The 24,598-nt window shown below is 59.8% G+C and carries 27 protein-coding genes and 1 tRNA gene; 10 read left to right on the top strand and 18 right to left on the bottom strand.

Features of this window, described 5'->3' with window-relative positions; translation table 11 throughout:
• Positions 1–301 precede the first annotated feature (301 nt).
• Together NPS56_RS03805 and NPS56_RS03800 are read left to right on the top strand one after the other, a co-directional pair.
• Positions 302–1,480, top strand: a complete 1,179-nt coding sequence (locus NPS56_RS03805; protein WP_274073532.1) for a cyanate transporter — start codon at positions 302–304, stop codon at positions 1,478–1,480.
• Positions 1,481–1,562: 82 nt separating this feature from the next.
• The gene (locus tag NPS56_RS03800) at positions 1,563–2,498 is read left to right on the top strand and encodes a LysR family transcriptional regulator (RefSeq protein WP_274073531.1); all 936 of its coding nucleotides are present in this window, start codon (positions 1,563–1,565) and stop codon (positions 2,496–2,498) included.
• Between the two features lie 3 nt (positions 2,499–2,501).
• Here the strand turns inward: NPS56_RS03800 and NPS56_RS03795 are convergent, their stop codons facing one another.
• Together NPS56_RS03795 and NPS56_RS03790 are read right to left on the bottom strand one after the other, a co-directional pair.
• Entirely contained in the window at positions 2,502–2,867 is a 366-nt protein-coding gene (locus NPS56_RS03795) for a 5-carboxymethyl-2-hydroxymuconate Delta-isomerase (RefSeq protein ID WP_274073530.1), read from the bottom strand.
• 52 nt (positions 2,868–2,919) lie between these two features.
• Positions 2,920–3,846 (bottom strand): LysR family transcriptional regulator, encoded by a 927-nt coding sequence (locus NPS56_RS03790; protein ID WP_274073529.1) that lies wholly within the window; start codon positions 3,844–3,846, stop codon positions 2,920–2,922.
• 243 nt (positions 3,847–4,089) lie between these two features.
• Between NPS56_RS03790 and NPS56_RS03785 the strand changes: the two genes are divergently transcribed.
• A complete protein-coding gene (locus tag NPS56_RS03785; RefSeq protein WP_274073528.1) occupies positions 4,090–4,296 on the top strand; it encodes a hypothetical protein in 207 nt (68 codons plus the stop codon).
• 61 nt (positions 4,297–4,357) lie between these two features.
• Here NPS56_RS03785 and NPS56_RS03780 read toward each other — a convergent pair whose 3' ends face one another.
• Complete coding sequence (locus tag NPS56_RS03780; protein WP_274073527.1) at positions 4,358–4,786, bottom strand: hypothetical protein; 429 nt, start codon at positions 4,784–4,786, stop codon at positions 4,358–4,360.
• 319 nt (positions 4,787–5,105) lie between these two features.
• Between NPS56_RS03780 and NPS56_RS03775 the strand changes: the two genes are divergently transcribed.
• On the top strand, positions 5,106–5,318 hold the full coding sequence (locus NPS56_RS03775; protein ID WP_274073526.1) for a hypothetical protein: 213 nt from the start codon (positions 5,106–5,108) through the stop codon (positions 5,316–5,318).
• Positions 5,319–5,415: 97 nt separating this feature from the next.
• On the opposite strand, the gene NPS56_RS03770 is transcribed toward NPS56_RS03775, so the two are convergent.
• The 5 genes from NPS56_RS03770 to dapA all read right to left on the bottom strand — a co-directional run bounded on the left by NPS56_RS03770 (position 5,416) and on the right by dapA (position 9,106).
• Positions 5,416–5,505 (bottom strand) — tRNA-Ser (locus NPS56_RS03770).
• 84 nt (positions 5,506–5,589) lie between these two features.
• Positions 5,590–6,303 carry a phosphoribosylaminoimidazolesuccinocarboxamide synthase gene (purC, locus tag NPS56_RS03765; protein ID WP_274073525.1) on the bottom strand — a complete coding sequence of 238 codons (714 nt, stop codon included), beginning with the start codon at positions 6,301–6,303 and terminating at the stop codon, positions 5,590–5,592.
• Positions 6,304–6,331: 28 nt separating this feature from the next.
• Positions 6,332–7,090 (bottom strand): MBL fold metallo-hydrolase, encoded by a 759-nt coding sequence (locus NPS56_RS03760; protein WP_274073524.1) that lies wholly within the window; start codon positions 7,088–7,090, stop codon positions 6,332–6,334.
• Between the two features lie 4 nt (positions 7,091–7,094).
• Positions 7,095–8,210, bottom strand: a complete 1,116-nt coding sequence (bamC, locus tag NPS56_RS03755) for an outer membrane protein assembly factor BamC (RefSeq protein WP_274073523.1) — start codon at positions 8,208–8,210, stop codon at positions 7,095–7,097.
• A 17-nt stretch (positions 8,211–8,227) separates the two neighbouring features.
• A complete protein-coding gene (gene dapA / locus NPS56_RS03750) occupies positions 8,228–9,106 on the bottom strand; it encodes a 4-hydroxy-tetrahydrodipicolinate synthase (RefSeq protein ID WP_110752523.1) in 879 nt (292 codons plus the stop codon).
• Positions 9,107–9,436: 330 nt separating this feature from the next.
• On the opposite strand from dapA, the gene NPS56_RS03745 reads away from it, so the two are divergent.
• Both NPS56_RS03745 and NPS56_RS03740 read left to right on the top strand, forming a co-directional pair.
• Complete coding sequence (locus NPS56_RS03745; protein ID WP_008055980.1) at positions 9,437–9,997, top strand: glycine cleavage system protein R; 561 nt, start codon at positions 9,437–9,439, stop codon at positions 9,995–9,997.
• Positions 9,998–10,007: 10 nt separating this feature from the next.
• Entirely contained in the window at positions 10,008–10,481 is a 474-nt protein-coding gene (locus NPS56_RS03740) for a peroxiredoxin (RefSeq protein ID WP_274073522.1), read from the top strand.
• A gap of 109 nt (positions 10,482–10,590) precedes the next feature.
• Here NPS56_RS03740 and NPS56_RS03735 read toward each other — a convergent pair whose 3' ends face one another.
• Both NPS56_RS03735 and NPS56_RS03730 read right to left on the bottom strand, forming a co-directional pair.
• On the bottom strand, positions 10,591–11,661 hold the full coding sequence (locus NPS56_RS03735) for an AI-2E family transporter (protein ID WP_274073521.1): 1,071 nt from the start codon (positions 11,659–11,661) through the stop codon (positions 10,591–10,593).
• Positions 11,662–11,692: 31 nt separating this feature from the next.
• On the bottom strand, positions 11,693–11,932 hold the full coding sequence (locus NPS56_RS03730) for a sulfurtransferase TusA family protein (RefSeq protein WP_274073520.1): 240 nt from the start codon (positions 11,930–11,932) through the stop codon (positions 11,693–11,695).
• A 98-nt stretch (positions 11,933–12,030) separates the two neighbouring features.
• On the opposite strand from NPS56_RS03730, the gene NPS56_RS03725 reads away from it, so the two are divergent.
• Positions 12,031–13,464, top strand: coding sequence for a M48 family metalloprotease (locus NPS56_RS03725; protein WP_274073519.1), 1,434 nt, complete (start codon positions 12,031–12,033; stop codon positions 13,462–13,464).
• Positions 13,465–13,527: 63 nt separating this feature from the next.
• Here the strand turns inward: NPS56_RS03725 and NPS56_RS03720 are convergent, their stop codons facing one another.
• From NPS56_RS03720 to rpoE, 4 genes are all read right to left on the bottom strand, one after another.
• Positions 13,528–14,958, bottom strand: a complete 1,431-nt coding sequence (locus tag NPS56_RS03720) for a DegQ family serine endoprotease (protein ID WP_274073518.1) — start codon at positions 14,956–14,958, stop codon at positions 13,528–13,530.
• A gap of 178 nt (positions 14,959–15,136) precedes the next feature.
• The gene (locus NPS56_RS03715; RefSeq protein WP_274073517.1) at positions 15,137–16,096 is read right to left on the bottom strand and encodes a MucB/RseB C-terminal domain-containing protein; all 960 of its coding nucleotides are present in this window, start codon (positions 16,094–16,096) and stop codon (positions 15,137–15,139) included.
• Positions 16,097–16,104: 8 nt separating this feature from the next.
• On the bottom strand, positions 16,105–16,692 hold the full coding sequence (locus NPS56_RS03710; RefSeq protein WP_077184187.1) for a sigma-E factor negative regulatory protein: 588 nt from the start codon (positions 16,690–16,692) through the stop codon (positions 16,105–16,107).
• 31 nt (positions 16,693–16,723) lie between these two features.
• Positions 16,724–17,305: an RNA polymerase sigma factor RpoE gene (gene rpoE / locus NPS56_RS03705; RefSeq protein WP_003172477.1), complete on the bottom strand. Its 582-nt coding sequence runs from the start codon at positions 17,303–17,305 to the stop codon at positions 16,724–16,726.
• Positions 17,306–17,862: 557 nt separating this feature from the next.
• On the opposite strand from rpoE, the gene nadB reads away from it, so the two are divergent.
• Positions 17,863–19,479 carry an L-aspartate oxidase gene (gene nadB, locus NPS56_RS03700; protein ID WP_274073516.1) on the top strand — a complete coding sequence of 539 codons (1,617 nt, stop codon included), beginning with the start codon at positions 17,863–17,865 and terminating at the stop codon, positions 19,477–19,479.
• Here nadB and NPS56_RS03695 read toward each other — a convergent pair.
• Complete coding sequence (locus NPS56_RS03695; protein WP_274073515.1) at positions 19,448–19,900, bottom strand: protein YgfX; 453 nt, start codon at positions 19,898–19,900, stop codon at positions 19,448–19,450. The genes nadB and NPS56_RS03695 overlap by 32 nt on opposite strands.
• On the bottom strand, positions 19,884–20,138 hold the full coding sequence (locus tag NPS56_RS03690; protein WP_007898624.1) for a succinate dehydrogenase assembly factor 2: 255 nt from the start codon (positions 20,136–20,138) through the stop codon (positions 19,884–19,886). The genes NPS56_RS03695 and NPS56_RS03690 overlap by 17 nt, the downstream gene beginning before the upstream one ends.
• A gap of 148 nt (positions 20,139–20,286) precedes the next feature.
• On the opposite strand from NPS56_RS03690, the gene NPS56_RS03685 reads away from it, so the two are divergent.
• Together NPS56_RS03685 and NPS56_RS03680 are read left to right on the top strand one after the other, a co-directional pair.
• Positions 20,287–21,228: a YgfZ/GcvT domain-containing protein gene (locus NPS56_RS03685; protein WP_274073514.1), complete on the top strand. Its 942-nt coding sequence runs from the start codon at positions 20,287–20,289 to the stop codon at positions 21,226–21,228.
• Positions 21,229–21,263: 35 nt separating this feature from the next.
• Positions 21,264–22,085 carry an HDOD domain-containing protein gene (locus NPS56_RS03680; RefSeq protein WP_274073513.1) on the top strand — a complete coding sequence of 274 codons (822 nt, stop codon included), beginning with the start codon at positions 21,264–21,266 and terminating at the stop codon, positions 22,083–22,085.
• A 117-nt stretch (positions 22,086–22,202) separates the two neighbouring features.
• Here NPS56_RS03680 and NPS56_RS03675 read toward each other — a convergent pair whose 3' ends face one another.
• Both NPS56_RS03675 and NPS56_RS03670 read right to left on the bottom strand, forming a co-directional pair.
• Positions 22,203–23,591, bottom strand: coding sequence for a sensor histidine kinase (locus NPS56_RS03675; protein WP_274073512.1), 1,389 nt, complete (start codon positions 23,589–23,591; stop codon positions 22,203–22,205).
• A complete protein-coding gene (locus tag NPS56_RS03670) occupies positions 23,584–24,255 on the bottom strand; it encodes a response regulator (RefSeq protein ID WP_008055965.1) in 672 nt (223 codons plus the stop codon). The genes NPS56_RS03675 and NPS56_RS03670 overlap by 8 nt, the downstream gene beginning before the upstream one ends.
• Positions 24,256–24,598 lie beyond the last annotated feature (343 nt).

Below are 24,598 nucleotides of genomic sequence, written 5' to 3'. Positions count from 1 at the left end.
AAAAGAAGTGCCGTCAACAAATGTGAAAATTTCATTTATCGCGGCGACACTAACTGTAGGTAGCCGACCATCAATTTTTCGTGAAAAAGAAGCCAACGATTAGTTGCCTCTCCTACACTCGATGAAACTTTCCGCTTATTTGAGAATGGTTCAGTTTCGGTTCAGCAAGAGCTAAGGTCCGAACATCTGAAGAGGTCTCATCGCAGCAGTATTTAATTTCCCGATAAGGCCCGGGATTTTCTGATTTGCCGCCTGCGAATCACTCGCGCCTAATCGGCCCCTGATTCATCAAGGTCCGATCATGGAAAACATTCGCGCTACTTCTCGCCCTGCCCTGTGGTTGATGGCCAGCATCCTGCTGGTCGCCCTGAATCTGCGGCCCTCCATGGCTGCAGTCGGTCCTTTGCTGTCGGCGATTCGCGGCGACATCCCGCTCAGTTTCAGTCTCGCCTCGCTGCTGACCCTGCTGCCGGTCATGACCATGGGGCTGGCGATGTTCTTTGGACTGGCGATCAGCCAACGCCTTGGCGAGCGCCGCACGGTGGTGTTGTCGCTGCTGGTCATCGGCCTGGCCACTGCATCGCGATTGTTCCTCGATTCGGCGCTGGAACTGATCCTCAGTGCCGTATTGGCCGGCATCGGTATCGCGCTGATCCAGGCGCTGATGCCGACGCTGATCAAATCCCGCTTTAGCGACAACGTGGCCTTGTGCATGGGGCTCTACGTCACGTCGATCATGGGTGGTGCCGCCATTGCCGCCTCTTTCTCCCCCCTGGTGATGCTCCACACAGGCAGTTGGCGCATGGGCCTGGCCATCTGGGCGGTGCTGGCCGTGCTCGCGCTGCTGTTCTGGTGCAGTCAACGCGTGGGGGCACCGACGCCGGGTTCAACCAGCCACCGCTCCTTCTTCAGCCATCCTCGCGCCTGGATGCTCGCGGCGTTTTTCGGCCTGGGCACGGCGTCCTACACCTGCGTGCTGGCCTGGTTGGCGCCGTACTACGTGGAAAAGGGCTGGAGCGAACAGGATGCCGGATTGTTGCTTGGCTTCCTGACCGCCATGGAGGTGTTGTCCGGCCTGCTGGTTCCGGCCATTGCCAACCGCAGCCGTGATCGACGCCTCGTGCTGGTGGTGTTGCTGGCGCTGATCATGGTCGGTTTTTGCGGGTTGATTCTCAGCCCGGGAAACCTCGGCCTCCTGTGGCCGTGCCTGTTGGGGCTGGGAATCGGCGGGCTGTTCCCGATGAGCCTGATCGTGTCGCTGGATCACCTGGACGAGCCTCGGCAAGCGGGTGGGCTCACGGCATTCGTGCAAGGCATCGGCTACCTGATCGCAGGTCTCTCGCCGCTGGCGGCCGGGATGATCCGTGACCGGCTCGGCAGTTTCGAATGGGCCTGGTGGTCACTCACCGGGGTCATGGCGCTGATGATCCTGATGGCCTTGCGCTTCGACCCACGGCATTACGCCAGGCACATGCACTGACTCCGAATGCTTGCAGTACATTCTCCTGTTGCCTTCATTGCGCTAGGATCATTCGCTCAAGTTTGCACATGAGCCAGAAAGGATGCTGAACAGCAACGTGCTACGAAAGCTCGACATGCAGGACTTGATGGTGTTCGTCGCCGTGTACGAGCAAAACAGCGTCTCCGGCGTTTCCGAGACGCTGTGCGTCAGCCAGTCCACCGTGAGCTACTGCCTGAAAAAACTGCGCGCAGTGTTTGACGACGAATTGTTCATCAATACCCGCACCGGGATGCGCCCCACCTACAAGACCGACGGCATGTACCCCCACGTGCTGAAGATCCTCGACAGCATCAACCTGTGCCACGCCAGTGCCTCAAAGTTCGACCCCACCCAACAACCAACGATTTTCAACCTCTGCGCTCCGGAATACTTCGAGCAACTGGTGCTGCCGCGCCTGTTGAAGCGCTTCGCGTGCGCCGAGCTTGCGGTGGTGGTCAATGTGCATAAGCTCGAGACCGACATCCCGGCCCAGGCACTGCGTGATGGCAGCCTGGATCTGGCGATAGGTTTCGGTCCGGACTTTCATCGAAGCCACGCCGACTTCAAGGTGCGCACACTGCTGGAAGACGATTTCGTCTGCGTCTTCGACAAAGGCGCCACCCCGTCGCAACCACGCCTGAGCCTGCAAACCTTCATCGAGCGCCGTCATGTGTTCCCGACGCCCTGGACCTCCACCAGCAACATGGTCGACGGCTGGTTGGCGCAACAAACCCGCCAACGCCAGATCGTCGCACGGGCCAACAGCTACGGCGCAGCCCTGAAGATGATCAGCGGCACCGACTTCATCCTCACCCTGCCCCGGCGCATCCAGCAATTGCTGGCCGATGACACCGTCTTCGAGCGCCGTGAAGCGCCCAATGGCCTGCCGGGTTTCACCCTCGACATGCAGTGGAGCCAGGGCGCCGATCAGGACAGCGCGAACATCTGGTTACGTGAGCAAGTGATCGCGGCCTGCGCCGAACTGGACACGGCCTGAAACTCAGACGCCGACGGTAGTCTTGGCATAGGATTCGCGATCGATGTCGAGAATCTCCACGCACAACTGCACCTCCACTCCCGTCGGCCATTCGCACAGATCCTTGACCACGGCCAGCAGGCTGTCGGACAGCTGCTTCTTGATCTCCGCGGAGCGACCGCTCAGCACGGCCAGTTTCACATGCACAAACGCCCGCTCGGCCAATGCCGTGCCGACCTTGAACGTCTGGAGCTTCACCGCGCGACTCTTGATGTCGAATTCGGCACCGAATTGACCGGAGCCCACCAGCACATTGTTCATACGCATCAACGCCACGTCAGCGTTCAGATCAGGCAGGTTGGCGGTGTATTCCAGGTGCAGGTGAGGCATGGCGTAACTCCTGTAGGTTGGTGGAAAAGTTCATAGCATAGCGCTGCCTTGGTCAATGGGGCAGCGACAACAGATTTCGCTCGCCCATGAACGCTTCGAGTCGTGAGCGCAACCAGCGCTCGGCAGGGTCGCTGTCGACATGGCTGAGCCAGACCATGGACAACTCGAGGGTCGGCGTACTGAACGGAAACGGTTCCATGAACACCTGACCGGACGCCGCCATGGCCTCTGCCGTGTAATCCGGTAGGCTGGCAATCAGGTCGGTCCCGGCGAGCAAGGCTGGCAACGAACTGTATTGCGGCACCGAGAGCACCACCTGGCGCGTGCGGCCGATTGCTGACAGCCACTCGTCAGCGAAACCACTGACGTTGGCGATATGCGACACCAACACATGGGGGCGCGAGCAGTACTCATCGAGCGTCAGCGGTGTATCGCTGGCGTCGGCGCGTAAAACGCTGGGACGGATGTGCCGCAACAACTTGCGCTTGGCGTTGGCTGGCAGGCCGCGGGTCTGGGTGACGCCAACCGTGATGTCGCCAGACGCCAGCAAGTCGGGAATGCGCCAGTAGTCGACATTCTGCACCACGAACACCACCTTCGGCGCTTCCTGGCGCAGCGCCCGCAGCAACGGCGGCAACAGGCCGAACTCGACATCGTCCGACATCCCGATGCGAAAGGTCATGGTGCTGCTGCTCGGGTCGAAATCATGGGTCAGGCTCAACGCCACCGACAACGAATCCAGCGCCGGCGACAGATGCCGAAAGATCTCTTCAGCCCGCGCCGTCGGCTCCATGCGATGCCCGACGCGGATGAACAACGGATCGTTGAACATGGTACGCAAGCGATTGAGCGCCGAACTGATGGTCGGCTGACCGAGAAACAGCTTCTTCGCCACCTTGGTGACATTGCGTTCGAGCATCAGCGTTTCAAACACCACCATCAGGTTGATGTCGGCCTTGCGTAGTTCGTTGCGATTCATCCATTGACCCCGCGCTGTAAAACTATCGACAGTTTAGGGAGATGTAACAATCGGCGTCTATGCGACTGAACGAATGCCTCAAGTGATTTGTGTTTAATGCCAACAGGCTCACGCGACGGGTCCTACAGCCCCTTCCTGATTTCGTCGCACCCCTGGCGGTACAGCCTCGCGCCCCTAAGCTCAGGGGGCTTCGGGCAAAACCGGCCCGGACCTATAACCTTCGAACACAACAGGAGAGTTTCAATGGCTAGAGACAAAGCGAAAGACGACAAGCACTTCAACTGCACCCAAGCGCATGAAGCCGACTACGTCGCCGGGCTTTATCCTCACGCCAGGGACGAAGTGAAAAACTTCCTGGCATCGGCCTGCCAGGACAAATCCCTGCACAACTCAACCCACAAGGACGTCTACGACTTGATCAAGAGAAAACTGGGCCACTCGCAGCCGTAAGACTGCCCGGGCAACAGGAAGCTGCTCTTGACGAGCAGCTTCACCGACTTGCTCGATCAATTCAGCTTTTAACGCAATGCTCCATACCGTGACCGCCGCCACTGTATTCAGGACCATAATAATACTTGGTGAACGACACTTTCCCCTCCGGCGTTGAAACAACCTGTGCAACACCGACTCCATAATCCTTCAATGACGGATCGGTATGCGCAAAATAAATGGCCAGCGAGTCGGACGTGCCGGCAGCGAATCCGTCATACCTGGACTTGTCCTCCAGCGTCAGTACAAAGTTATAAGCGCCATACTTCCCGGTACTCTGTTCGGCATTGAGTGTCATGTCGACCACCCCTTTAAATCCCCCAATATGGCTGTCCTTGCCAATACATTCATAGCGCCCACTATAATCGGTACCGGTAAAGGACGCAGGGGCCTGGGCAGCCCACGCGGGAGCGGAAACAACCAGGATGGCAGCGGCAATGCTCCTGAGCATATTTGACCTCTTTGTAATTGTAGGAAATCATTAGATATTGCGTAGGAATATTCTGCAGCTTTGTGCGCAACAATCTCCTCACTGCCCACTACCATCAATTATAAATCCTGCTCTCAAAGTTTACTGGAGACATTTGAAACAGGGTCTTTCGCAAAAACAATTAACATCAACTTCCCCGCCCTGCGAACATAGAAGCCAAACATCGCGATACAGTCCAACGGGTGATAAACAAACACAGTTATTCCACAATCCGCTACGTCATCCCACGCGGATGACGGGAACACACACACCTATTTCAATTATCGCAAGGAAGCAATTCATGACCATGGATTTGAAACAACACCTGGACACTGCCAATCAGTACATCGGCCGGCAATACACCGAGGAGCTACGCGAAGAACTCGCCAACAAGACCGGCCTGGCAGTACGACCGCGGGGCAACGGGTTCATCATGACCAAGGACTACAACCCTGCACGGATCAACCTGCTGGTCGAGAACGAAATCATCACCCACGCCACCATGGGTAACTGATTCGTCCTGCGCACCCCGTGCGAATAAAAACCTGACAGTTTTTTGCGCAAACAAAAAAGCCCCGTAACTTTTCAGCTACGGGGCTTTTTCCATGTAATGGCGGAGAGATAGGGATTCGAACCCTAGGTACCGGTGAAGGTACAACGGATTTCGAATCCGTCCCATTCGGCCACTCTGGCATCTCTCCAACGGCGCGCATCATAACAACACTTTTGCCGAAAGCAAACCCTCTTTCGAAAATTTTTTCTGTGCTATCAGATGCTTGCGTCGATTAAAGCGGTACACCCAGACGATTGGCGACTTCTTCGTAGGCTTCGATGACGTCACCGAGGCCCTGGCGGAAGCGGTCCTTGTCCATTTTCTTCTTGGTGGCCTTGTCCCACAGGCGGCAGCCGTCCGGGCTGAATTCGTCGCCCAGGACGATGGAGCCGTCGTGGAACACGCCGAATTCCAGTTTGAAGTCGACCAGCAGCAGGCCGGCGTCGTCGAACAGTTTGCTCAGGACTTCGTTGACCTTGAGCGACAGTTCCTTCATGCGCGCCAGTTGCTCGGCAGTGCCCCAACCGAAGGCCACGACGTGGGATTCGTTGATGAACGGGTCGCCCTTGGCGTCGTCCTTCAGGAACAGTTCGAAGGTGTAAGGGTTGAGCTTCATGCCTTCTTCAACGCCCAGGCGCTTGACCAGGCTGCCGGCGGCGTAGTTACGCACGACGCACTCGACCGGGATCATGTCGAGCTTCTTCACCAGGCATTCGTTGTCGCCCAGCAGTTTGTCGAATTGGGTCGGTACGCCGGCTTCTTCGAGTTTCTGCATGATGAAGGCGTTGAACTTGTTGTTCACCATGCCTTTGCGGTCGAGCTGTTCGATGCGCTTGCCGTCGAACGCCGAAGTGTCGTTGCGAAACAGCAGGATCAAGCGGTTGGCGTCGTCGGTCTTGTAAACCGATTTGGCTTTGCCGCGGTAGAGTTCTTCACGTTTTTCCATGATGGGCTCCGCTTGCTAAGTAGGTGGGCTAGGCGATGTGTCGCCAGTCGAGCCCTGAATCTTGATCGGCCAGTTGCAGCCAGTCCGGGTCGCACCCGAGGGTGTCGACAAAACATTGCCGGGCCAGCCGCGGCAGGTTGTTCTTGCTGCTCAGATGGGCCAGGACCAGGTGTTGCAGGTCTTTCCAGCCCAACTCGGACACCAGGAATGCCGCCTGATGGTTGTTCAAATGTCCCAGCTCACCGCCCACCCGCTGCTTGAGAAAGTAGGGGTAATGACCGCGAGCCAGCATGTCCCGGCAATGGTTGGCCTCGATCATCAATGCATCGAGGTCGCGATAGCCTTCCAGCACCTTGTCGCAATACGAGCCCAGGTCGGTCAACAGGCCGAAGCGCCGCTCACCGTCACTGAACACGTATTGCGTCGGCTCCTGCGCATCGTGGGCCACGGCAATGACACCAATGCTCAGGTTGCCGATCTGCAGTTGTTCGCCACCGGCCAGGAAGCCCGCGGGTTCGACCGGTTTGCGCATCCCGCGCAGGGTGCCGCGACTGAGGTAGACAGGCAGATTGTAGCGCCGAGACAGCAAACCCACGCCATGCACGTGGTCGGCATGTTCGTGGGTCACGAGTATCGCGCTCAGCTGCGCAGGGTTCACACCCAGGCGCAGCAAGCGTTTTTCGGTTTCCCGCAGGGAGAAACCACAATCCACCAGCACGTACGTATCAGCGCTGGCTATCAGCGTGCCATTCCCTTGGCTACCGCTGCCGAGAACGGCAAAACGCATGTGATCAGCCCAGATTGTCCTGAATCACGCTCAACACTTTGCGCGCCACGTCAGCCGGCGCCACGGTGTTGATGTTTTTCTCGACGGTGACCTGGACACTTTCGCCGACCTTGCTCAGGCGAACCTGATAACGCTCGGCACGGGACTCGACTTCTTCCTTGCTCGGCGCACTGCCGAACAGGCTGCTGAAGAACCCGGGCTTGTCGTCTTTCTTCTCGGCTTTTTCAGCGAGGTTGATGTAGTACAGGCCCAGGCTGCGGTTGATGTCTTCAACACGCCATTCGCCCTGCTCCAGCGCACGGCCGACGCTCGACCAGGCACGATCCAGGTCGGTGCCGACGTTCAGCACCGGGTTGCCGCTGCCGTCTTCGCTCAGGCTGATGCGGCTTGGCGCGTCGAAATCGCGAGAAGCCAGCATGGAGACCGAACCGCCCTTCTCGGAGATGCGGCTCATGCTCGCCAGCATGTCGTCGACCAGTGCCGCGTCCAGGCCAGTGTTGACCGAACGGTTGGTGAAAGCGACGTCGGCCGTGCTGCCGGCAGGACGCTCGGCGGTGACCACGTAGATCTCACTGGTATTGCGCTGCACACCCGGCTCGATACGTACCCGGGCACGGATTTCGCTGTCAGAGGCGACGCCGGCTGCGCTCAGGCGCTTGGCCATGGCTGCGGACAGTTCGTCGGAACGCTGCCAGGTGGTGGTGAATTCGCCAGTCTGAGGGCGCTGTTCGTCCAGGCGGAAACCGTTGTCCTGGAAGAACTGTACGGCCACGGGCCAGGCTTCCGCTGGCGGGTTCTGCGCCAGGATCGAGCGCGTATCGCCGCTCTTTTGCAGCGAGTAGGCACTGGCGTCGGCGGCAGCGGTCAATGGCTGCGGACGAGGCACGATGTATTCGCCCTTGGCGGTGTCATCGGCGACGTTGCGCGGAATCGGCAACAGCGGATCCAGACGCTTGGCGGTGGTGATATCCGGTGGCAGTTGCATCGGTGCGGTCTGTTGCGCTTCCAGGTAGTCGCTACCACGGTCACGGAAATAACCATCCGGGCCCCACAGCCATCCACAGCCACTGGTGCTGGAGATGATCAAGGCAAGCGCGGAGAGTCCGGCCATTCGCTTCATGCGTTGTACTTCCTCAATTAAACCAGGACGCCGGACTGGCGCATGGCCTGCCGCAGCGGTTCGTGACATTCGGCGCTGAGCCAGGTGAGCGGCAGACGGATTCCGTCCGGCATCAGGCCCATCTCGTGCAGCGCCCATTTCACGGGAATTGGATTGGACTCGATAAACAGGGTTTTATTGAGTGGCATCAGTTTTTGGTGAATGGCGCGCGCCTTCTCGGCTTCGCCGTTCAGCGCGGCAATGCACAGGTCGGCCATGTCACGCGGGGCGACGTTGGCGGTCACCGAAATATTGCCCTTGCCGCCCAGCAGGATCAGCTCGACCGCGGTGGCATCGTCACCGGAAATGACCAGGAAGTTGCTGTCGACGCCGTCGATGATGGCCTTGGCGCGCTGCAGGTCGCCCGTGGCTTCCTTGATCCCGATGATGTTCTTGACGCTCGACAGGCGGATCACGGTCTCGGCCAGCATGTCGCAGGCGGTGCGGCCTGGCACGTTGTAGAGGATCTGCGGGATATCGACGGCTTCGGCGATCGCCTTGAAGTGCTGGTACAGGCCTTCCTGGGTCGGCTTGTTGTAGTACGGTGTGACCAGCAGGCAAGCGTCGGCGCCGGCGGTCTTCGCATTGGTGGTCAGCTCGATCGCCTCGCGAGTCGAGTTGGCGCCGGTACCGGCGATGACCGGAATGCGACCGTTGACCTGCTTGACTACGCGACGGATCACTTCGATGTGTTCGCTCACATCAAGGGTGGCCGATTCACCTGTAGTGCCGACCGCCACGATGGCGTGGGTGCCGTTTTGCAGGTGAAAGTCCACCAGTTTGCTCAGGCTGTCCCAGTCGAGACGACCTTGTGCATCCATGGGTGTGACCAGTGCCACCATACTGCCCGCAATCATGCAACCGCTCCTGCCGGAAAAAGAGAGCCGTAATGGTACTGGCGCCAAGATGCTTGTACAAGCGAAGTACTGCGCTGCCGCCATTCCCCTTGGCGCCGCTTTTCGCTACCCTTCAGACTTTGATCGATACTGCTAAGCTCGTATTTCGGGTTTGCGCCTCCACTTTCGACATCCCAAGCCCCCGATCCAGGGTTGCCACCCCCGCTCCTGCTACTCTGGAGCCACGTTGCGACCTTGTGCCCGAAGCTTTGGGAGTTCGCATGCGCAGGCTCGCTCCCGGCAAAACCAGCCGATAGAAGTACCGACCGCTCATCGCTTTAGGAATGCTGCATGTCCACCCCCACAGTTCGCGAACAATTCCTTGTCATCAGTGCCCTCGGCGCCAACCCCATGGAGCTGACTAACGTCCTGTGCCGCGCCAGCCATGAAAATCGCTGCGCCGTGGTCACCTCCCGCCTGACGCGTCATGGCGAGTGCAGTGCGCTGGTCCTCGAAATCTCCGGCAGCTGGGACGCCCTGGCTCGCCTGGAGGGCAGCCTGCCGACCCTGGCAAAACGCCACGCCTTCACCGTCAACGTGGTGCGCAGCGCCGCCCTGGAGAACCGTCCCCAGGCCCTACCCTATGTAGCCTATGTCAGCTCGGCCTACCGCTCGGACATCATCAACGAGCTGTGCCAGTTCTTCATGGACCACAACGTCGAACTGGAAAACCTGACCTGTGACACCTACCAGGCCCCGCAGACCGGCGGCACCATGCTCAATGCCACGTTTACCGTGACCTTGCCGGCCGGTGTGCAGATCAGCTGGTTGCGTGACCAGTTCCTGGACTTCGCCGACGCGCTGAACCTCGACGCCCTGATCGAACCGTGGCGTCCACAGAACCCAATGTAAGGAAGCATTCATGGCCGTTGCACTCGACCAACCGGTTGCCGACTTCGAAGCACCCGCCACCAGCGGGCAAACCGTGCGCCTCGCCGACCTCAAGGGCAAGCAGGTAGTCATCTACTTCTACCCCAAGGACAGCACACCGGGCTGCACCACCCAGGGCCAGGGTTTTCGCGACCAGCTGGACGCTTTCAAGGCGGCCAACACCGAAGTGTTCGGCGTGTCCCGCGACAGCCTCAAGTCTCACGAGAACTTCAAGGCCAAGCAGGCCTTCACCTTCGAGCTGATCAGCGACAAGGAAGAAGCGCTCTGCCAGCTGTTTGATGTGATCAAGCTGAAAAAGCTCTATGGCAAGGAATACATGGGCGTGGATCGCAGCACGTTCCTCATCGACAAGGACGGTGTGTTGCGTCAGCAATGGCGTGGCGTGAAGGTGCCGGGGCATGTGGATGCGGTTCTGGCGGCCGCCCAGACCCTTAACCAAGCCTGATTAATTGGGTGTCTGTTCTGACGCCTTCGCTGGCAAGCCAGCTCCTACAAGGTACGCGCGACCATTGTAGGAGCTGGCTTGCCAGCGAAGAGGCCCTCAGAGCCAGCATTCAAAGCAACGGCGCCACCACCGGCTCTTTACGCGGCCAGGCATCCAGCACGGCCTTGAACAGCGTCGCCAGGGGAATCGCAAAGAACACTCCCCAGAAGCCCCACAACCCGCCAAACAACAACACCGCGCAGATGATCGCCACCGGATGCAGGTTCACCGCTTCCGAGAACAACAGTGGTACCAGCACGTTGCCGTCCAGGGTCTGGATGATCCCGTAGACCGCCATCAGATAGATGAACTGATCGCTCCAGCCCCACTGGAACAGCGCAATCAGGAACACCGGCACGGTCACCACCACCGCCCCGACGTAGGGCACGACCACCGAAATGCCCACCAGCAAGGCCAGCAGCGCCGCATAATTGAGTTCCAGGACGACAAAGGCGATGTAGGTCACCCCGCCGCAAATGAAAATCTCGATGACCTTGCCACGAATGTAGTTGGCGATCTGCCGGTTCATTTCATGGGCGACACGGGTGATCAGCGCCCGCTCACGGGGCAGGTAGCCGCGCACCCACTCGCCGATCATTTGCCGGTCCTTGAGAAAGAAGAACACCAGGATCGGCACCAGTACCAGGTAGATCATGATATTGACCAGCAACGGCAGGCTCGACAGCGAAAACGTCAGCGCCCATTGACCGAACTTGCCGATCTCGCCCCGCGCCACTTCAATGGCCTGCAGCACCTGCTCGTCGGACACCAGGTGCGGATAACGCTCCGGCAACAGCAGCAACAGCGTCTGCCACTTGGCGAGCATGCCGGGCAATTCGTTGAACAGGGTGATCAGTTGGTGCCAGAGCAACGGCACCACGACCACGATGAACACCAGCAGCAGCCCCATGAACAGCGCGAAGACCAACCCCACCGCGACGCCACCCGGCACCCGCAGGCGCTCCAGGCTCACCACCAGACCCTGCATCAGGTAGGCCAGCACCATCCCGGCCAGCACCGGCGCCAGCATGCCGCCCAGGGTCAGCACCGCGGTGAACGCCAGGAACAACAGGACCGCCAGTACCACGGCTTCTTCGTCGGAGAAGTAGCGCTGAATCCAGTCGCGCAACACTTTGAACATCAATAATCCTTAGTAACGAACGCAGCTGGTTTCAGGCTTTTTTCAACCAGTAACGGTAAATGCCCGCTTCATCTTCTTCACGCAGCAGCGTATGACCGGCCAATCGGGCAAAGGTGCGGAAATCACGCTGCGAGCCTGCATCGGTGGCGATGACCTTGAGCACCGTACCACTGGACATCTTATTGAGTTCCATCTTGGCCTTGAGCAACGGCAAGGGACAATTCAGGCCACTGGCGTCCAGTTCAACGTCATGGGCTACAGCGTCGATCATTGCATCACTCCGGGTCAGGTGGCTGAGTTGCCTAGAATATCTGGTCGCAGGGCTGGTGTCCGGCTACAGTAAGCTCTTTGTCGACTAAGGCTTTGTGCATGACTTTTTTGCGCCCTACCCTGCTGACGCTCGCTTGCCTGCTTGCCTCACCGGGCTTCGCCGACGACCTGCCGTCACTCGGCGACGCCAGTTCTGCCATCGTCTCGCCGCAACAGGAGTATCAGTTGGGTCGCGCCTGGCTTGCCCTGTTGCGCAGCCAGGTAGCTCAGCTCAATGACCCGCAGCTCAAGGACTACGTCGAGTCCAGCGTCTACCGCCTGGTGGAGACCAGCCAGGTCAATGACCGGCGCCTGGAATTCATCCTGATCAACAGCCCGCAGCTCAACGCGTTCGCGGCGCCCGGCGGGATTGTCGGGGTCAACGGCGGCCTGTTCCTCAATGCGCAGACCGAAGGCGAGTATGCCTCGGTACTGGCCCACGAACTGGCTCACTTGTCGCAGCGCCACTTCGCCCGTGGCGTCGAGGCCCAACAGCGCATGCAGGTACCGATGATGGCCGCGCTGCTGGCCGGTATCGTGATTGCCGCGGCAGGTGCCGGCGATGCCGGTATTGCGGCGATTGCAGGGACACAGGCGGCAGCCATCCAGGAACAACGGCGATTCTCGCGCCAGAACGAACAGGAAGCCGATCGCATCGGTATCCTCAATCTGGAAAAGGCAGGCTACGACCCCCGCTCCATGCCTACCATGTTCGAACGCCTGGGGCGTCAGTACCGCTTCGACGCCAAGCCGCCGGAATTCCTGCTGACTCACCCGGTGACCGAATCGCGTATCGCCGACACCCGCAACCGCGCCGAGCAGGCCCCGCAGGGCGGCATCGAAGACACCCTGCGTTATCAGTTGATTCGTGCCCGGGTCCAGCTGATCTATGAAGAAACCCCAGGCCTGGGCGCCAAGCGCTTCCGCGCCCTGCTGGATGAAAACCCGAAAAGCGATGTGGCGCGCTATGGTCTGGCGATCGCCCAGATCAAGGGCGGACAGCTGAACGAAGCACGGGAAAACCTCAAGCAGTTGCTGGCCAAGGCGCCGAACGAGATCATCTACAACCTCGCCCAGGTCGATCTGGACATCACCAACAATCGCCTGCCGGATGCACAGTCCAGGGTTGACCGCCTGCTGACGCAATACCCCGGCAATTACCCGCTGAATCAGGTTCGCGTCGACCTGCTGCTGAAACAGAACCGCGCCGCCGATGCCGAAAAGGCCCTCGAAGGCCTGCTCAAATCGCGCCCGGACGATCCGGACGTGTGGTACCAGGTAGCCGAAACCCGCGGCCTGTCGGGCAACATCATCGGCCTGCACCAGGCGCGCGCCGAGTATTTCGCACTGGTGGGCGATTATCGCCAGGCCATCCAGCAACTGGATTTTGCCAAGCGCAAGGCCGGCAGCAATTTCCCGCTGTCGTCGCGAATCGATGCCCGCCAGCGCGAGCTGATGGAGCAGGAACGCATGATCAAGGACATGATGGGCTGACGTTTCCAGCGACAAAAAAAACCGCCTCATTCGAGGCGGTTTTTTATTCAACCAACAGGCGGGTTATTCAGCCAGCTTGAAGGTGATGAAGCTCGCGCGGTTCTGGCGCAGTACACGCATCGATACCGAACGGTTCTTTGGCAACGCCTTGGCAATGTCCGTGAACTCCTTGGCCGAACCGATCGCCTGATTGTTCAGGTGAGTGATGATATCGCCCGGCTGCAGGCCGATCATCGACGCAGGACCGTCCTGAACTTCCTTGATCAGCACGCCACCCTTGAGGTCGTAGGTTTTCTTCTGCTCGTCCGTCAGTTCGACTACCGAGACGCCAAGGCGGTTGCTGCTGCGCTCGATGCTCGACTGCGGCAGGTCATCAAGCTCCTTGCCTTCTTCCGGGATAGCGCCAACCGTCAGCTCGACATTCTTGCGCTTGCCTTCGCGGATCACTTCCAGATTGGCCTTGGAGCCGGCCTTCAATGCGCCCACCAGGTGTGGCAGATCGGCGGACATGATGATCGGCTGACCGTTCATGGTCAGGATCACGTCGCCTACCAGCAGCCCGCCCTTGGCAGCCGGGCCGTCATCCTGGATCTGCGCGACCAGCGCACCGGCTGGTTTTTCCAGGCCGAACGATTCGGCCAGGTCCTTGTTCACTTCCTGGATTACCACACCCAACCAGCCGCGACTGACCTTGCCACCGCTTTTGAGCTGATTGGAAACGTCCATGGCCACGTCGATAGGGATCGCGAACGATACGCCCATGAAACCACCGGAACGGGTGTAGATCTGCGAGTTGATACCGACTACCTCACCGTTGAGGTTGAACAGCGGCCCACCCGAGTTACCCGGGTTGATCGGCACGTCGGTCTGGATGAACGGCACGTAGTTTTCATTCGGCAGGCTGCGGCCGACGGCACTGACGATGCCCTGGGTCACGGTATGGTCAAAACCGAACGGCGAGCCGATGGCCACGACCCATTGCCCGGCTTTCAGATCCTGGGATTTGCCCAGCTTCAGGACCGGAAGATCCTTGCCTTCGATTTTCAACAGCGCCACGTCGGAGCGCGGATCGGTGCCGATCAGCTTGGCCTTCATTTCACTGCGGTCGGACAGACGCACGAGGATTTCGTCGGCATCGGCGATCACATGATTGTTGGTCAGGATGTAGCCATCAGGCGAAATGATGAAACCCGAACCCAGGGATTGCGCCTCGCGCTGGCGGTCGCCACGGGGGGATCGAGGTTGCTGTGGCGGCATGCCACGTTCGAAAAACTCGCGCAGCATCGGCGGCAAGCCTTCGAGGTCAGGCATCTGCTGGTTGACTCTGCGGTCAGGCAATTTTTGCGTGGTACTGATGTTCACCACCGCAGGCGATGCCTGTTCGACCAGTTGCGTGAAATCAGGCAGTTCGACCGCCTGGACAGCGGCCGCCTGACCGAGCACCAGCACGGTGGCAAAAATGGAGAGGTAAGACTTCAAGCGTGGTATCGACATACGGCTCCCGTTACGACGAGCATGGTTAAGCGATATGGAGCAAGGAACACCGGGAAAGATACGCCGGTATTTTTGTTCCGGGAACAACAAACAAGGCCAGAGCCGAGGGGCTCTGACCTATAAAAAATATTGGGGGGATTTGCAAATTGAAATGCTCACTAAACATTTCGATTTCAAGTCACTGCTGGGTTGCAGTAGCGTCGGTGCGCATGGACAAGGCGATCCGTTCAGCGGTGCCGATCGGGATCTCACCCACCACAGTCACCATCATCTCGCCTTGCGGCGTGCTCAAGCGCCGGGAGACGGCGGCGGTTGGGCCCAGTTGCGTACGGGTGTCGGTGGTACCTGCACCGCTCAAGGGCTCGAGGAACACTGAAAACCGCGCCAGACCATCGTCATACAGCAGGCTGTTGACCTGGGCCTTGGTCTCTGGATCCTTGCGGGTCGTACTGCTGGTCAGTTCAAAACCCGGTGGCAACCAGTCCGAATGCCAGACCCGGGCGTCCTTGACCGCCGAAGCCTTGTCGCTGTCGAGCTTGACCGCCTTGCAGTCAGCGCCCGGTTGCAGGTCACTGTCGGTGGGAACCGTGGCGGGATCGAGTCGAGTGAACTGGAAGCGCTCGAGCAGACGGCCCTTGTCATCAATCAGCAATGACTTCAGGGGCAGGCCGGTTTCCTGATCGAGATGCAGTTCAAAACCGTAACGATGCTGGTCACGGGGTGTCAGGGAAACAATCACTGCCGGGCGACCGGCCACGCGCGACTTGCCGATGACAGCAAGGTCATACCAATTCTTGAGCTTTTGTGGATCGAGTGCACGAGCGGTGGAGTTGGAGGTATCCCCCAGCCCTGCCATCAGGTTGCCGCTGACGCATTGAGTATGCCCATCAATGCGTACGACCTCCTGAGCGGAGCCGTCGAGCTGGATCAAACGCTCGCGGACCTTGCCATCCTGGACGCGGTGCCAGATGTTGTGGGTAGAGAAACTACCGTTACGCTCGTAGACAAAAGTACCTTGGAAGCTTTGCTTCTGCTCGGCCTGGCCCAGACGGGTCAACCAATCTTGAGCCTGATCGGCGTGGGCTGGAACAACGAACCAGCCACTGAGCAAAAGCGTAAGTAGAGGTATGGCGCGCATGATCCTCCTTAACGGTTTTCCAGGCTTGCTGCACGCGCGTAAGGCAGAGCGCTCTCGGTACCTTTCAGTGCAGCCTGTTGAGCATGTTGGCGCAAGTAGCCTGGCAAACGTTGATCGTTCCAGCCTGGCTGACCTTGCAACACACCATTGGCCATGGGACCAGTGGCTTCTGAACTCTCATTGTAGCCTGCCAGAACAGCCGGGCCCTTGACTTGTGGAACCGCCAGGCCAGGTTGGGTGGATTGCTGCGCCAACTCGACGCCTGCGATCTCGTCCTGGTTGTACAGACGAACACCTGCCAGCACCGCCAGGGTTACCGATGCGGCAACGGCCAGACGACCCAGGCTGCGCCATGGACCACGGGTGGCTTTTGCCGGTACGGCTTCGTCGGCCAATGCAGCAGAAACAGCCGCGGCAATGTCCAGGCGTGGAAGCAGCAGGTCCTTGTGCATCACTGCCCGAGCGATCTGATAACGAGCCCAGGTTTCACGGGTTTCAACATCGTCACAGGCACTGAGTACCCGACGCAATTCCAATTCGTCCGCTTCGTTATCCATCACTGCGGACAGCGATTCCTGCAGGGCTTCACGACTCATGGCGTTCCTCTCTTGGCTGTCGCCGCTGTCTTTAGTTTTCCTGCAACAAAGGCTGCAGGGCTTTATCGATGGCCTCCCGGGCGCGGAAGATCCGGGAGCGCACGGTACCCACCGGACATTGCATGACGCTCGCAATGTCCTCGTAACTCAGACCATCGAATTCACGTAAAGTTAAAGCCGTACGCAAATCTTCTGGCAGTTGCTGAATGGTTCGATGGACGGTGCCTTCGATCTCATCCCGCAGCAAAGCCCGTTCTGGCGACTCGAGATCCTTGAGGCCATGATCGCCATCGTAGAACTCTGCATCCTCGGAACTGACATCGCTATCCGGCGGCCGACGGCCGCGTGAAACCAGATAGTTCTTCGCCGTGTTGATGGCGATGCGGTAAAGCCACGTATAAAACGCGCTGTCTCCGCGAAAATTACCAAGTGCGCGGTAGGCCTTGATGAAGGCTTCCTGCGCTACATCCTGGGCTTCATGGGTGTCGTGCACGAAACGCACGATCAACCCGAGAATTTTGTGCTGATATTTCAGCACTAGCAGATCGAATGCACGCTTGTCGCCGCGCTGAACGCGTTCGACCAGCTGCTGATCCTCTTCCTGGGTTAGCATGAACACTCCTCGATAAGCTCGGAGGAGGCTTGCATTACTAAACGACCGGGCTTGCAAACATAGACTCGGGCTTTTCGCAAAAGTTCTCCCCCTCCAGGCAAGTTTCCTGCGGGCTCTGATTCGGCACGCACGAAAAACGCAGCTCGAGATTCCCCGGCTGCGCGAATAATCTTGTCATCGGTCTGACCGCCAGGGATCCAACCGCGATCCTGCGATGAAACCGACACTGTCCCTTGATTCAGGCAACCGTCTATTGATCTTGGGCCTTTGGCAAAAGTTCCAAATATTTATAGCTGCACAGAATCGACATTGTGCAACCCTGAAGCGAAAAAGAGTGTTAAATCCACGATACAGTTCGCTTGTCGCCGAACCGGTGGAAAAAACATCCGACGAAGCGTCGGCAGATTTCCGTCACAGTAATTTCACAATGCCATATCGGCTCGGCTATTGTGCCGCTCCCCCCCTCTATATACTAGTGGGCTGTGCGGTTGCCGGGCATGCCTGTCCAGATGTCTGGCGCCTACCCCGACCCGGGTCGCTTTGAGCGGAATCCTGAAATGAGCCAACAGTTTCAACACGATGTCCTGGTAATTGGCAGCGGTGCTGCCGGCTTGAGCCTTGCGCTGACCTTGCCCGGTCACTTGCGCATTGCCGTATTGAGCAAAGGCGACCTCGCCAATGGCTCGACGTTCTGGGCCCAGGGAGGGGTCGCCGCCGTACTGGATGACACCGACACCGTCGAGTCGCACGTCGACGACACCCTCAACGCCGGTGGCGGGTTGTGTCACGAAGATGCCGTGCGTTTTACCGTCGAGCACAGCCGGGAAGCGATTCAATGGCTGATCGACCAGGGCGTGCCGTTCACCCGCGACGAACAGTCCGGCACGGAAGACGGTGGATTCGAGTTTCACCTCACCCGTGAAGGCGGTCACAGCCATCGGCGCATCATCCATGCCGCCGATGCCACCGGCGCCGCGATTTTCAGGACGCTGCTCACCCAGGCCCAGCAACGGCCCAACATCGAGTTGCTGGAACAGCGGGTCGCGGTCGACCTGATTACCGAAAAGCGCCTGGGCCTTGAAGGTGATCGCTGCCTGGGTGCCTACGTGCTCAATCGTGGCACCGGGGAAGTCGACACCTACGGCGCCCGTTTCGTGATCCTCGCCTCCGGCGGCGCCGCCAAGGTCTACCTCTATACCAGCAACCCCGATGGCGCCTGCGGTGATGGCATCGCCATGGCCTGGCGCTCGGGCTGCCGGGTGGCGAACCTGGAATTCAATCAGTTCCACCCCACCTGCCTGTATCACCCGCAAGCCAAGAGTTTCCTGATCACCGAAGCCCTGCGCGGAGAAGGTGCGCACCTGAAGCTGCCCAATGGCGAACGCTTCATGCAGCGCTTCGACCCCCGCGCAGAACTGGCGCCACGGGACATCGTCGCCCGGGCCATCGACCATGAGATGAAGCGGCTCGGTGTCGACTGCGTCTATCTGGACATCAGCCACAAGTCCGAAGATTTCATCAAGACGCACTTCCCGACGGTATACGAACGCTGCCTCGAATTTTCCATCGACATCACCAAACAGCCGATCCCGGTGGTGCCCGCGGCGCACTACACCTGCGGCGGCGTGATGGTCGACCAGCAAGGTCGCACAGACGTGCCAGGGCTGTACGCGATTGGCGAAACCAGCTTCACCGGCCTGCACGGTGCCAACCGCATGGCCAGCAACTCGTTGCTGGAGTGCTTTGTCTACGCGCGCTCGGCGGCGGCGGACATCCTGGAGCAATTGCCACAGGTATCGGCCCCTGTCGCCCTCCCGGCTTGGGACGCCAGCCAGGTGACCGATTCCGATGAAGACGTGATCATTGCGCACAACTGGGACGAATTGCGCCGCTTCATGTGGGACTACGTCGGAATCGTTCGCACCAACAAGCGCCTGCAACGGGCCCAGCACCGGGTGCGCCTGTTGCTCGACGAAATCGACGAGTTCTACAGCAACTACAAAGTCAGCAGGGACTTGATCGAATTGCGCAACCTGGCCCAAGTGGCCGAGCTGATGATCCTGTCAGCCATGGAGCGCAAGGAGAGTCGCGGCCTGCACTACACCCTCGACTACCCGAACATGCTACCTGTCGCCATGGACACTATTCTGGTGCCGCCCACCTACGCCGAGTGAACTTGAGCCGCACCCGCAGGCGTCGGTGCAGATCCGCCGCCTGCGAGTCCCGGGGCACGCAGATTGTCCTGACCCGCCGCTCACCGCGCAGACGAAAGCGCAGCACCACGATCAACGGCAACGCCAGGCTGTCCGGGCGCAACTGCACCGGCTGCCACCCCTTCGCCTGACTCCACAGCTGCCAGCCATCGGCGTCACGACGCAAGCCGCGAAAAGCCTGTGGGTGGGTCAGTAGAATCTGGCGAGGCAACGCCCAGGCGCCGTGCAACAGACAGCACAAGGCACCGGGCAGACTGGCCCAGAGCGGTATGGCGAGCAGGAACAAGGAACCCAGCGCGAACGCCTGGGCCAAAAGGTACGCCGCCAGCAACTGCCGTGAGGCATGCCAGCGGCATTCGAACCCGTTACTTGGGCTGGACACGATCCAGGATCATGCGAACCATGCGCTGAAGTTCCGGATCTTCCGATTCGGCGCGCTCCATGAACCAGCCGAACATGTCCTGATCTTCGCATTCGAGCAGCCTGACGTAGCAGGCGCGATCCACTTCGTTGAGGTGCGGATAAACCTCTTTCACAAACGGCACCAGCAACACGTCAAGCTCAAGCATGCCGCGGCGGCTGTGCCAGTAGAGGCGATTCAGTTCAACATCTTCGACCATGGAGCGCTCCTCAAATAGGCCGCAAGTATACAGCCCCGCGCCCCATCGAACAGTCGGCTTTGGTCGGGCACGACGATCCTTTGTGAACTACCCATTTCAGGGGCAGCCCCTTATCATGTCTGCCAGACTCTTTACCCTGCGATGACCCATGGCCGATTCCGCTTTTTTCTGCACGTTGTCTCATGAAGGTGTCCTGGCGGTCCGCGGCGCGGACGCCGGCAAGTTCCTGCAAGGCCAACTGACCTGCAACCTCAATTACCTGAGCGACAACCGGGCCAGCCTCGGCGCGCGCTGCACGCAGAAAGGCCGGATGCAGTCGAGCTTTCGCATCCTGCTCGAAGGTGATGGCGTACTCCTGGCCATGGCCAGCGAGTTGCTCGAACCGCAATTGGCGGACCTGAAGAAGTACGCGGTGTTTTCCAAGTCCAAACTGACCGATGAAAGCGCTGCCTGGGTTCGCTTCGGCGTCGAGCAGGGCGATGAGGCATTGAAAAGCCTCGGCCTGGAACTGCCGGCAGAGACCGACAGCCTGGTGCGCCATGACGGTTTGATCGCCATTCGCGTCTCGCCCGAACGCGCCGAACTCTGGGTTGCCGCCGATCAGGCCGATGGCATCAAGGGCAAGCTGTCCGCCCTGCTGCCTGAAGGTGAACTCAATCAATGGTTGCTGGGCCAGGTCCGTGCCGGTATCGGCCAGGTGATGCCAAGTACCCGCGAGCTGTTCATCCCGCAGATGCTCAATCTGCAAGCGGTCGGCGGCGTGAGCTTCAAGAAAGGCTGCTACACCGGCCAGGAAATCGTCGCGCGCATGCAGTACCTCGGCAAACTCAAGCGCCGCTTGTATCGCCTGCAACTGGCTGGCGGCGAACTGCCAGAGCCCGGCACCCAGCTCTTTGCCCCGAGTCACGGCAGCTCGATCGGTGAAGTGGTGCTGGCCGCCAATGCCGCCAATCAGATTGAACTGTTGGCCGTGTTGCAAGCCGAAGCTGCAGAAGGCGGCGACATTCATCTGGGCGCACTCGACGGCCCGGCCCTGAATTTGCTCGACCTGCCGTATGAACTGGACCGCGATCGCGAAATCCAGCGTTAACCGCGGTACTTTTTTGCAACACCTAGAGAAGCGTAATGAGTGAGCTGGCGGAAAAGGTCCAACAGGATTTGGTTGAGGCCATCGATAACGATGACCTGGTTCTGCCAACGTTACCGGAAGTGGCCTTGCAGATTCGCAAGGCCGCTGAAGACCCGGAAATCAGTATCGGTAGCCTGAGCAAAGTGATTGGCCGCGATGCCGCGCTTTCAGCACGCCTGATCAAAGTGGTCAACAGCCCACTGCTGCGCGCGGCGCAGGAAGTCACCGATCTGCACACGGCGATCACGCGCCTGGGCATCAATTACAGCAGCAACCTGGCCATCGGCCTGGTCATGGAACAGATTTTCCATGCCCGCTCCGCGGTGGTTGAACAGAAAATGCGCGATGTCTGGCGCAAAAGCCTGGAAATTGCCGGCGTCAGCTATGCGCTGTGCCGCAACTACACCCAGCTCAAGCCCGATCAGGCGGCCCTTGGCGGGCTGGTGCACCAGATCGGGGTCTTGCCGATCCTGACGTACGCCGAAGATCACTATGAACTGCTGGCCGATCCGGTCAGCCTCAACCATGTGATCGACCGCATTCATCCAATGCTCGGCGATAAACTGCTGCGGGTCTGGGAGTTTCCGGAAAAATTGGTGCAGGTGCCGCAGCTCTATCTCGACTTCAAGCGACAGTCCGCGCGAGTCGATTATGTCGACTTGGTCCAGGTGGCCAGCCTGTACTGCCACAAAGGCACTGACCACCCGATTGCGCGCATCGACCCCTTTGGCGTACCGGCCTTCGTCAAGCTGGGGATTGATCCGGAGAACAAGGCGATGTGTGCTGACCTGGAAGAGACTCGGTTGATGTTTTATTGATTGATTGAAGACCGCGTCGCGCCCATCGCCAGCAGGCTGGCTCCCACAGGGATTTATGTAACGCCACAGATCCTTGTGGGAGCCAGCCTGCTGGCGATATGGCCAGAACAGGCCCCATCATTCCCCTGCCATAAAACTCACCCGCACCTTCAACCCCGCCTTCTCCCCATCATGCAGGCTGATCTGCGCCAGGTGCGCACGACAAATTTCGCCAACAATCGCCAACCCCAACCCTGACCCCGCCACCTGCTGATTGCGCCGGTAGAACCGTTCAAACACCCGATCCCGCTCATCAAGGGGAATCCCCGGCCCATCATCCTCGACCTCCAGCACCGCCGGGGCCGACACCCGCAAGATCACGTTGCCACCCGCAGGCGTATGGGCCAGGGCGTTATCCACCAGGTTGCTCAACAGTTCGTTGAGCAGCGTCGGTTCGCCGCGCAACCAGACCGGCTCGTCCGCTTCCAGCGCCAGGGCCACGCCGCGCTTGTGGGCCAGCGGCGCCATGGCCATGCCCAGCTCACGCGCCAACTGACTGAGGTCGAGCAATTGCGCGCCGCCCTCGGCAATCGCCCTGGCACCGTTTTCCACCCGGGCCAGCGAGAGCAGTTGATTGGCCAGGTGGGTCAGGCGATCCGTGCCCTGGGCGGCGGTTTCCAGCGTACTGCGCCAGGTTTGCGCATCGCTCGAGCGCAAGCCCAATTCCAGCCGGGCCTTGAGTGCCGCCAACGGCGTGCGCAGTTCGTGGGCGGCATCGGCGATGAATTGCGCCTGTTTCTCGAACTGCCCGCGCAGGCGCTCGGTGAAATGATTGAGTGCGCGCACCAGTGGCCACAGTTCGCGCTGCACTTCGACCAGGGGCAACGGCCGCAGGTCATCGGGCTGACGCTCCTCCACCGCGGTGCGCAAACGCTCCAGCGGACGCAGCGCCGCACTGACCGCAAACCACACGATCATCAAGGCCCCGATCGCCAGCATGCCCAGGCGCAGCAAAGTATCGCCGGCCAGACTGCGGGCCATGCTGACGCGGGCCTCATCGGTCTCCGCCACGCGAATTTCCGCCATGCCGTTCATGTTCGGCTCGCTGACCGCCTTGAGCAGGCTGACCACGCGCACGTTCTGCCCCTGGTAAGTCGCATTGTAAAAACGCGCCAGCGCAGGGTAGTCGTCGGTTCGCGGCGTACCGGGTGGCGGGGCCGGCAGGTTTTCGTAGCCGGAAATCAGCTTCTGGTTGATGTCGTTGACCAGGTAGAAAATCCGCCCCGCACTGTCGTAGGCGAACGTGTCGAGGGCCACATAAGGCACGTCCAGGCTAAGGCTGCCATCACGCTCGGACAGGCCGGCGGCGATGGTCCGCGCCGAGGCCAGCAACGTCCGGTCATAGGCCGTGTCGGCCGCTTCGCGCCCGTTCCAGTAAGCGCTCAAGCCACTGGCCAGCATCAATACCACCAGCAACAGCGCCAGGTTCCACAGCAACCGCCAACGCAGGCTGCTGGCCTTATGCATCACGACTTTCCAGCAGATAACCGAGACCGCGGAACGTGACGATGGCTACCGGGTGGCCGTCGAGTTTCTTGCGCAAGCGATGTACGTAGATTTCGATGGCGTCGGGACTGGCCTCCTCGTCCAGGCCGAAGACCTGCGAGGCCAGTTGTTCCTTGCTCATCACCCGGCCGGGACGGGCGATCAGGGCTTCGAGTACCGCCTGCTCGCGGGAGGTCAGGGTCAGCAACTCCTCACCGAGAGTGAAGCGCCGCGTCTCCAGGTCGTAGGCCAGCACACCACAGCGCTGCAGACGCTCTCCTCCCAACACGCTGCGGCGCAGCAAGGCCTTGACCCGGGCTTCGAGTTCGGTGAGCTCGAAAGGCTTGGCCAGGTAATCGTCGGCGCCCAGGTTCAGGCCATGGACCCGATCCTTGACGTCGCTGCGGGCGGTGAGCATCAACACCGGAAGGTTCTTGCCGCGGGCACGCAGGCGCGCCAGCACCTCGAAACCATCCATGCGCGGCAGGCCGACGTCGAGAATCGCCATGGCGTATTCCTCGCTGCCCAGCGCCAGGTCGGCCGCGACACCGTCGTGCAGCACATCCACGGTCAAGCCGGTGCTCTTGAGCGCCTGGGCGACGCTTTCGGCGAGCTGCAGATGGTCTTCGACGAGCAGGACACGCATGGATCATTACCTCGTTCAGGGATGGTCGACGCCATTGTTTGGCGCGGAGTTTACAGCGGCATTCACCTCTGTGAAGCCCGAAAAACCTTGAAACCCCGATGAAAGGTTAGCGAAAGGTTCGACCGTTAGAGTCGAGTTACGGATGGTTTCGATCGCAGCCATCGATCCTGCTTTGAAATGTAGCTCCCGAAAAACGCCTCGATGCGTTTTCGCCAATAAGAACAATAACGAGGTACTTCGCCATGCTGTCCACCCAGCGCCAGATTTGCCCGCCCCGCCCCTTTTCCCGCTCCCCATCGTTTACGCTTGCCGGCGCCGTCATCGGCTGCGCGAAGCGAAACCG

Origin of the sequence: Pseudomonas putida (genome assembly GCF_028682635.1) — a bacterium.
Classification (GTDB): domain Bacteria; phylum Pseudomonadota; class Gammaproteobacteria; order Pseudomonadales; family Pseudomonadaceae; genus Aquipseudomonas; species Aquipseudomonas putida_AE.
Note: the sequence above shows the minus strand (reverse complement) of the source record. Positions and strands in the feature narration are given on the sequence as shown.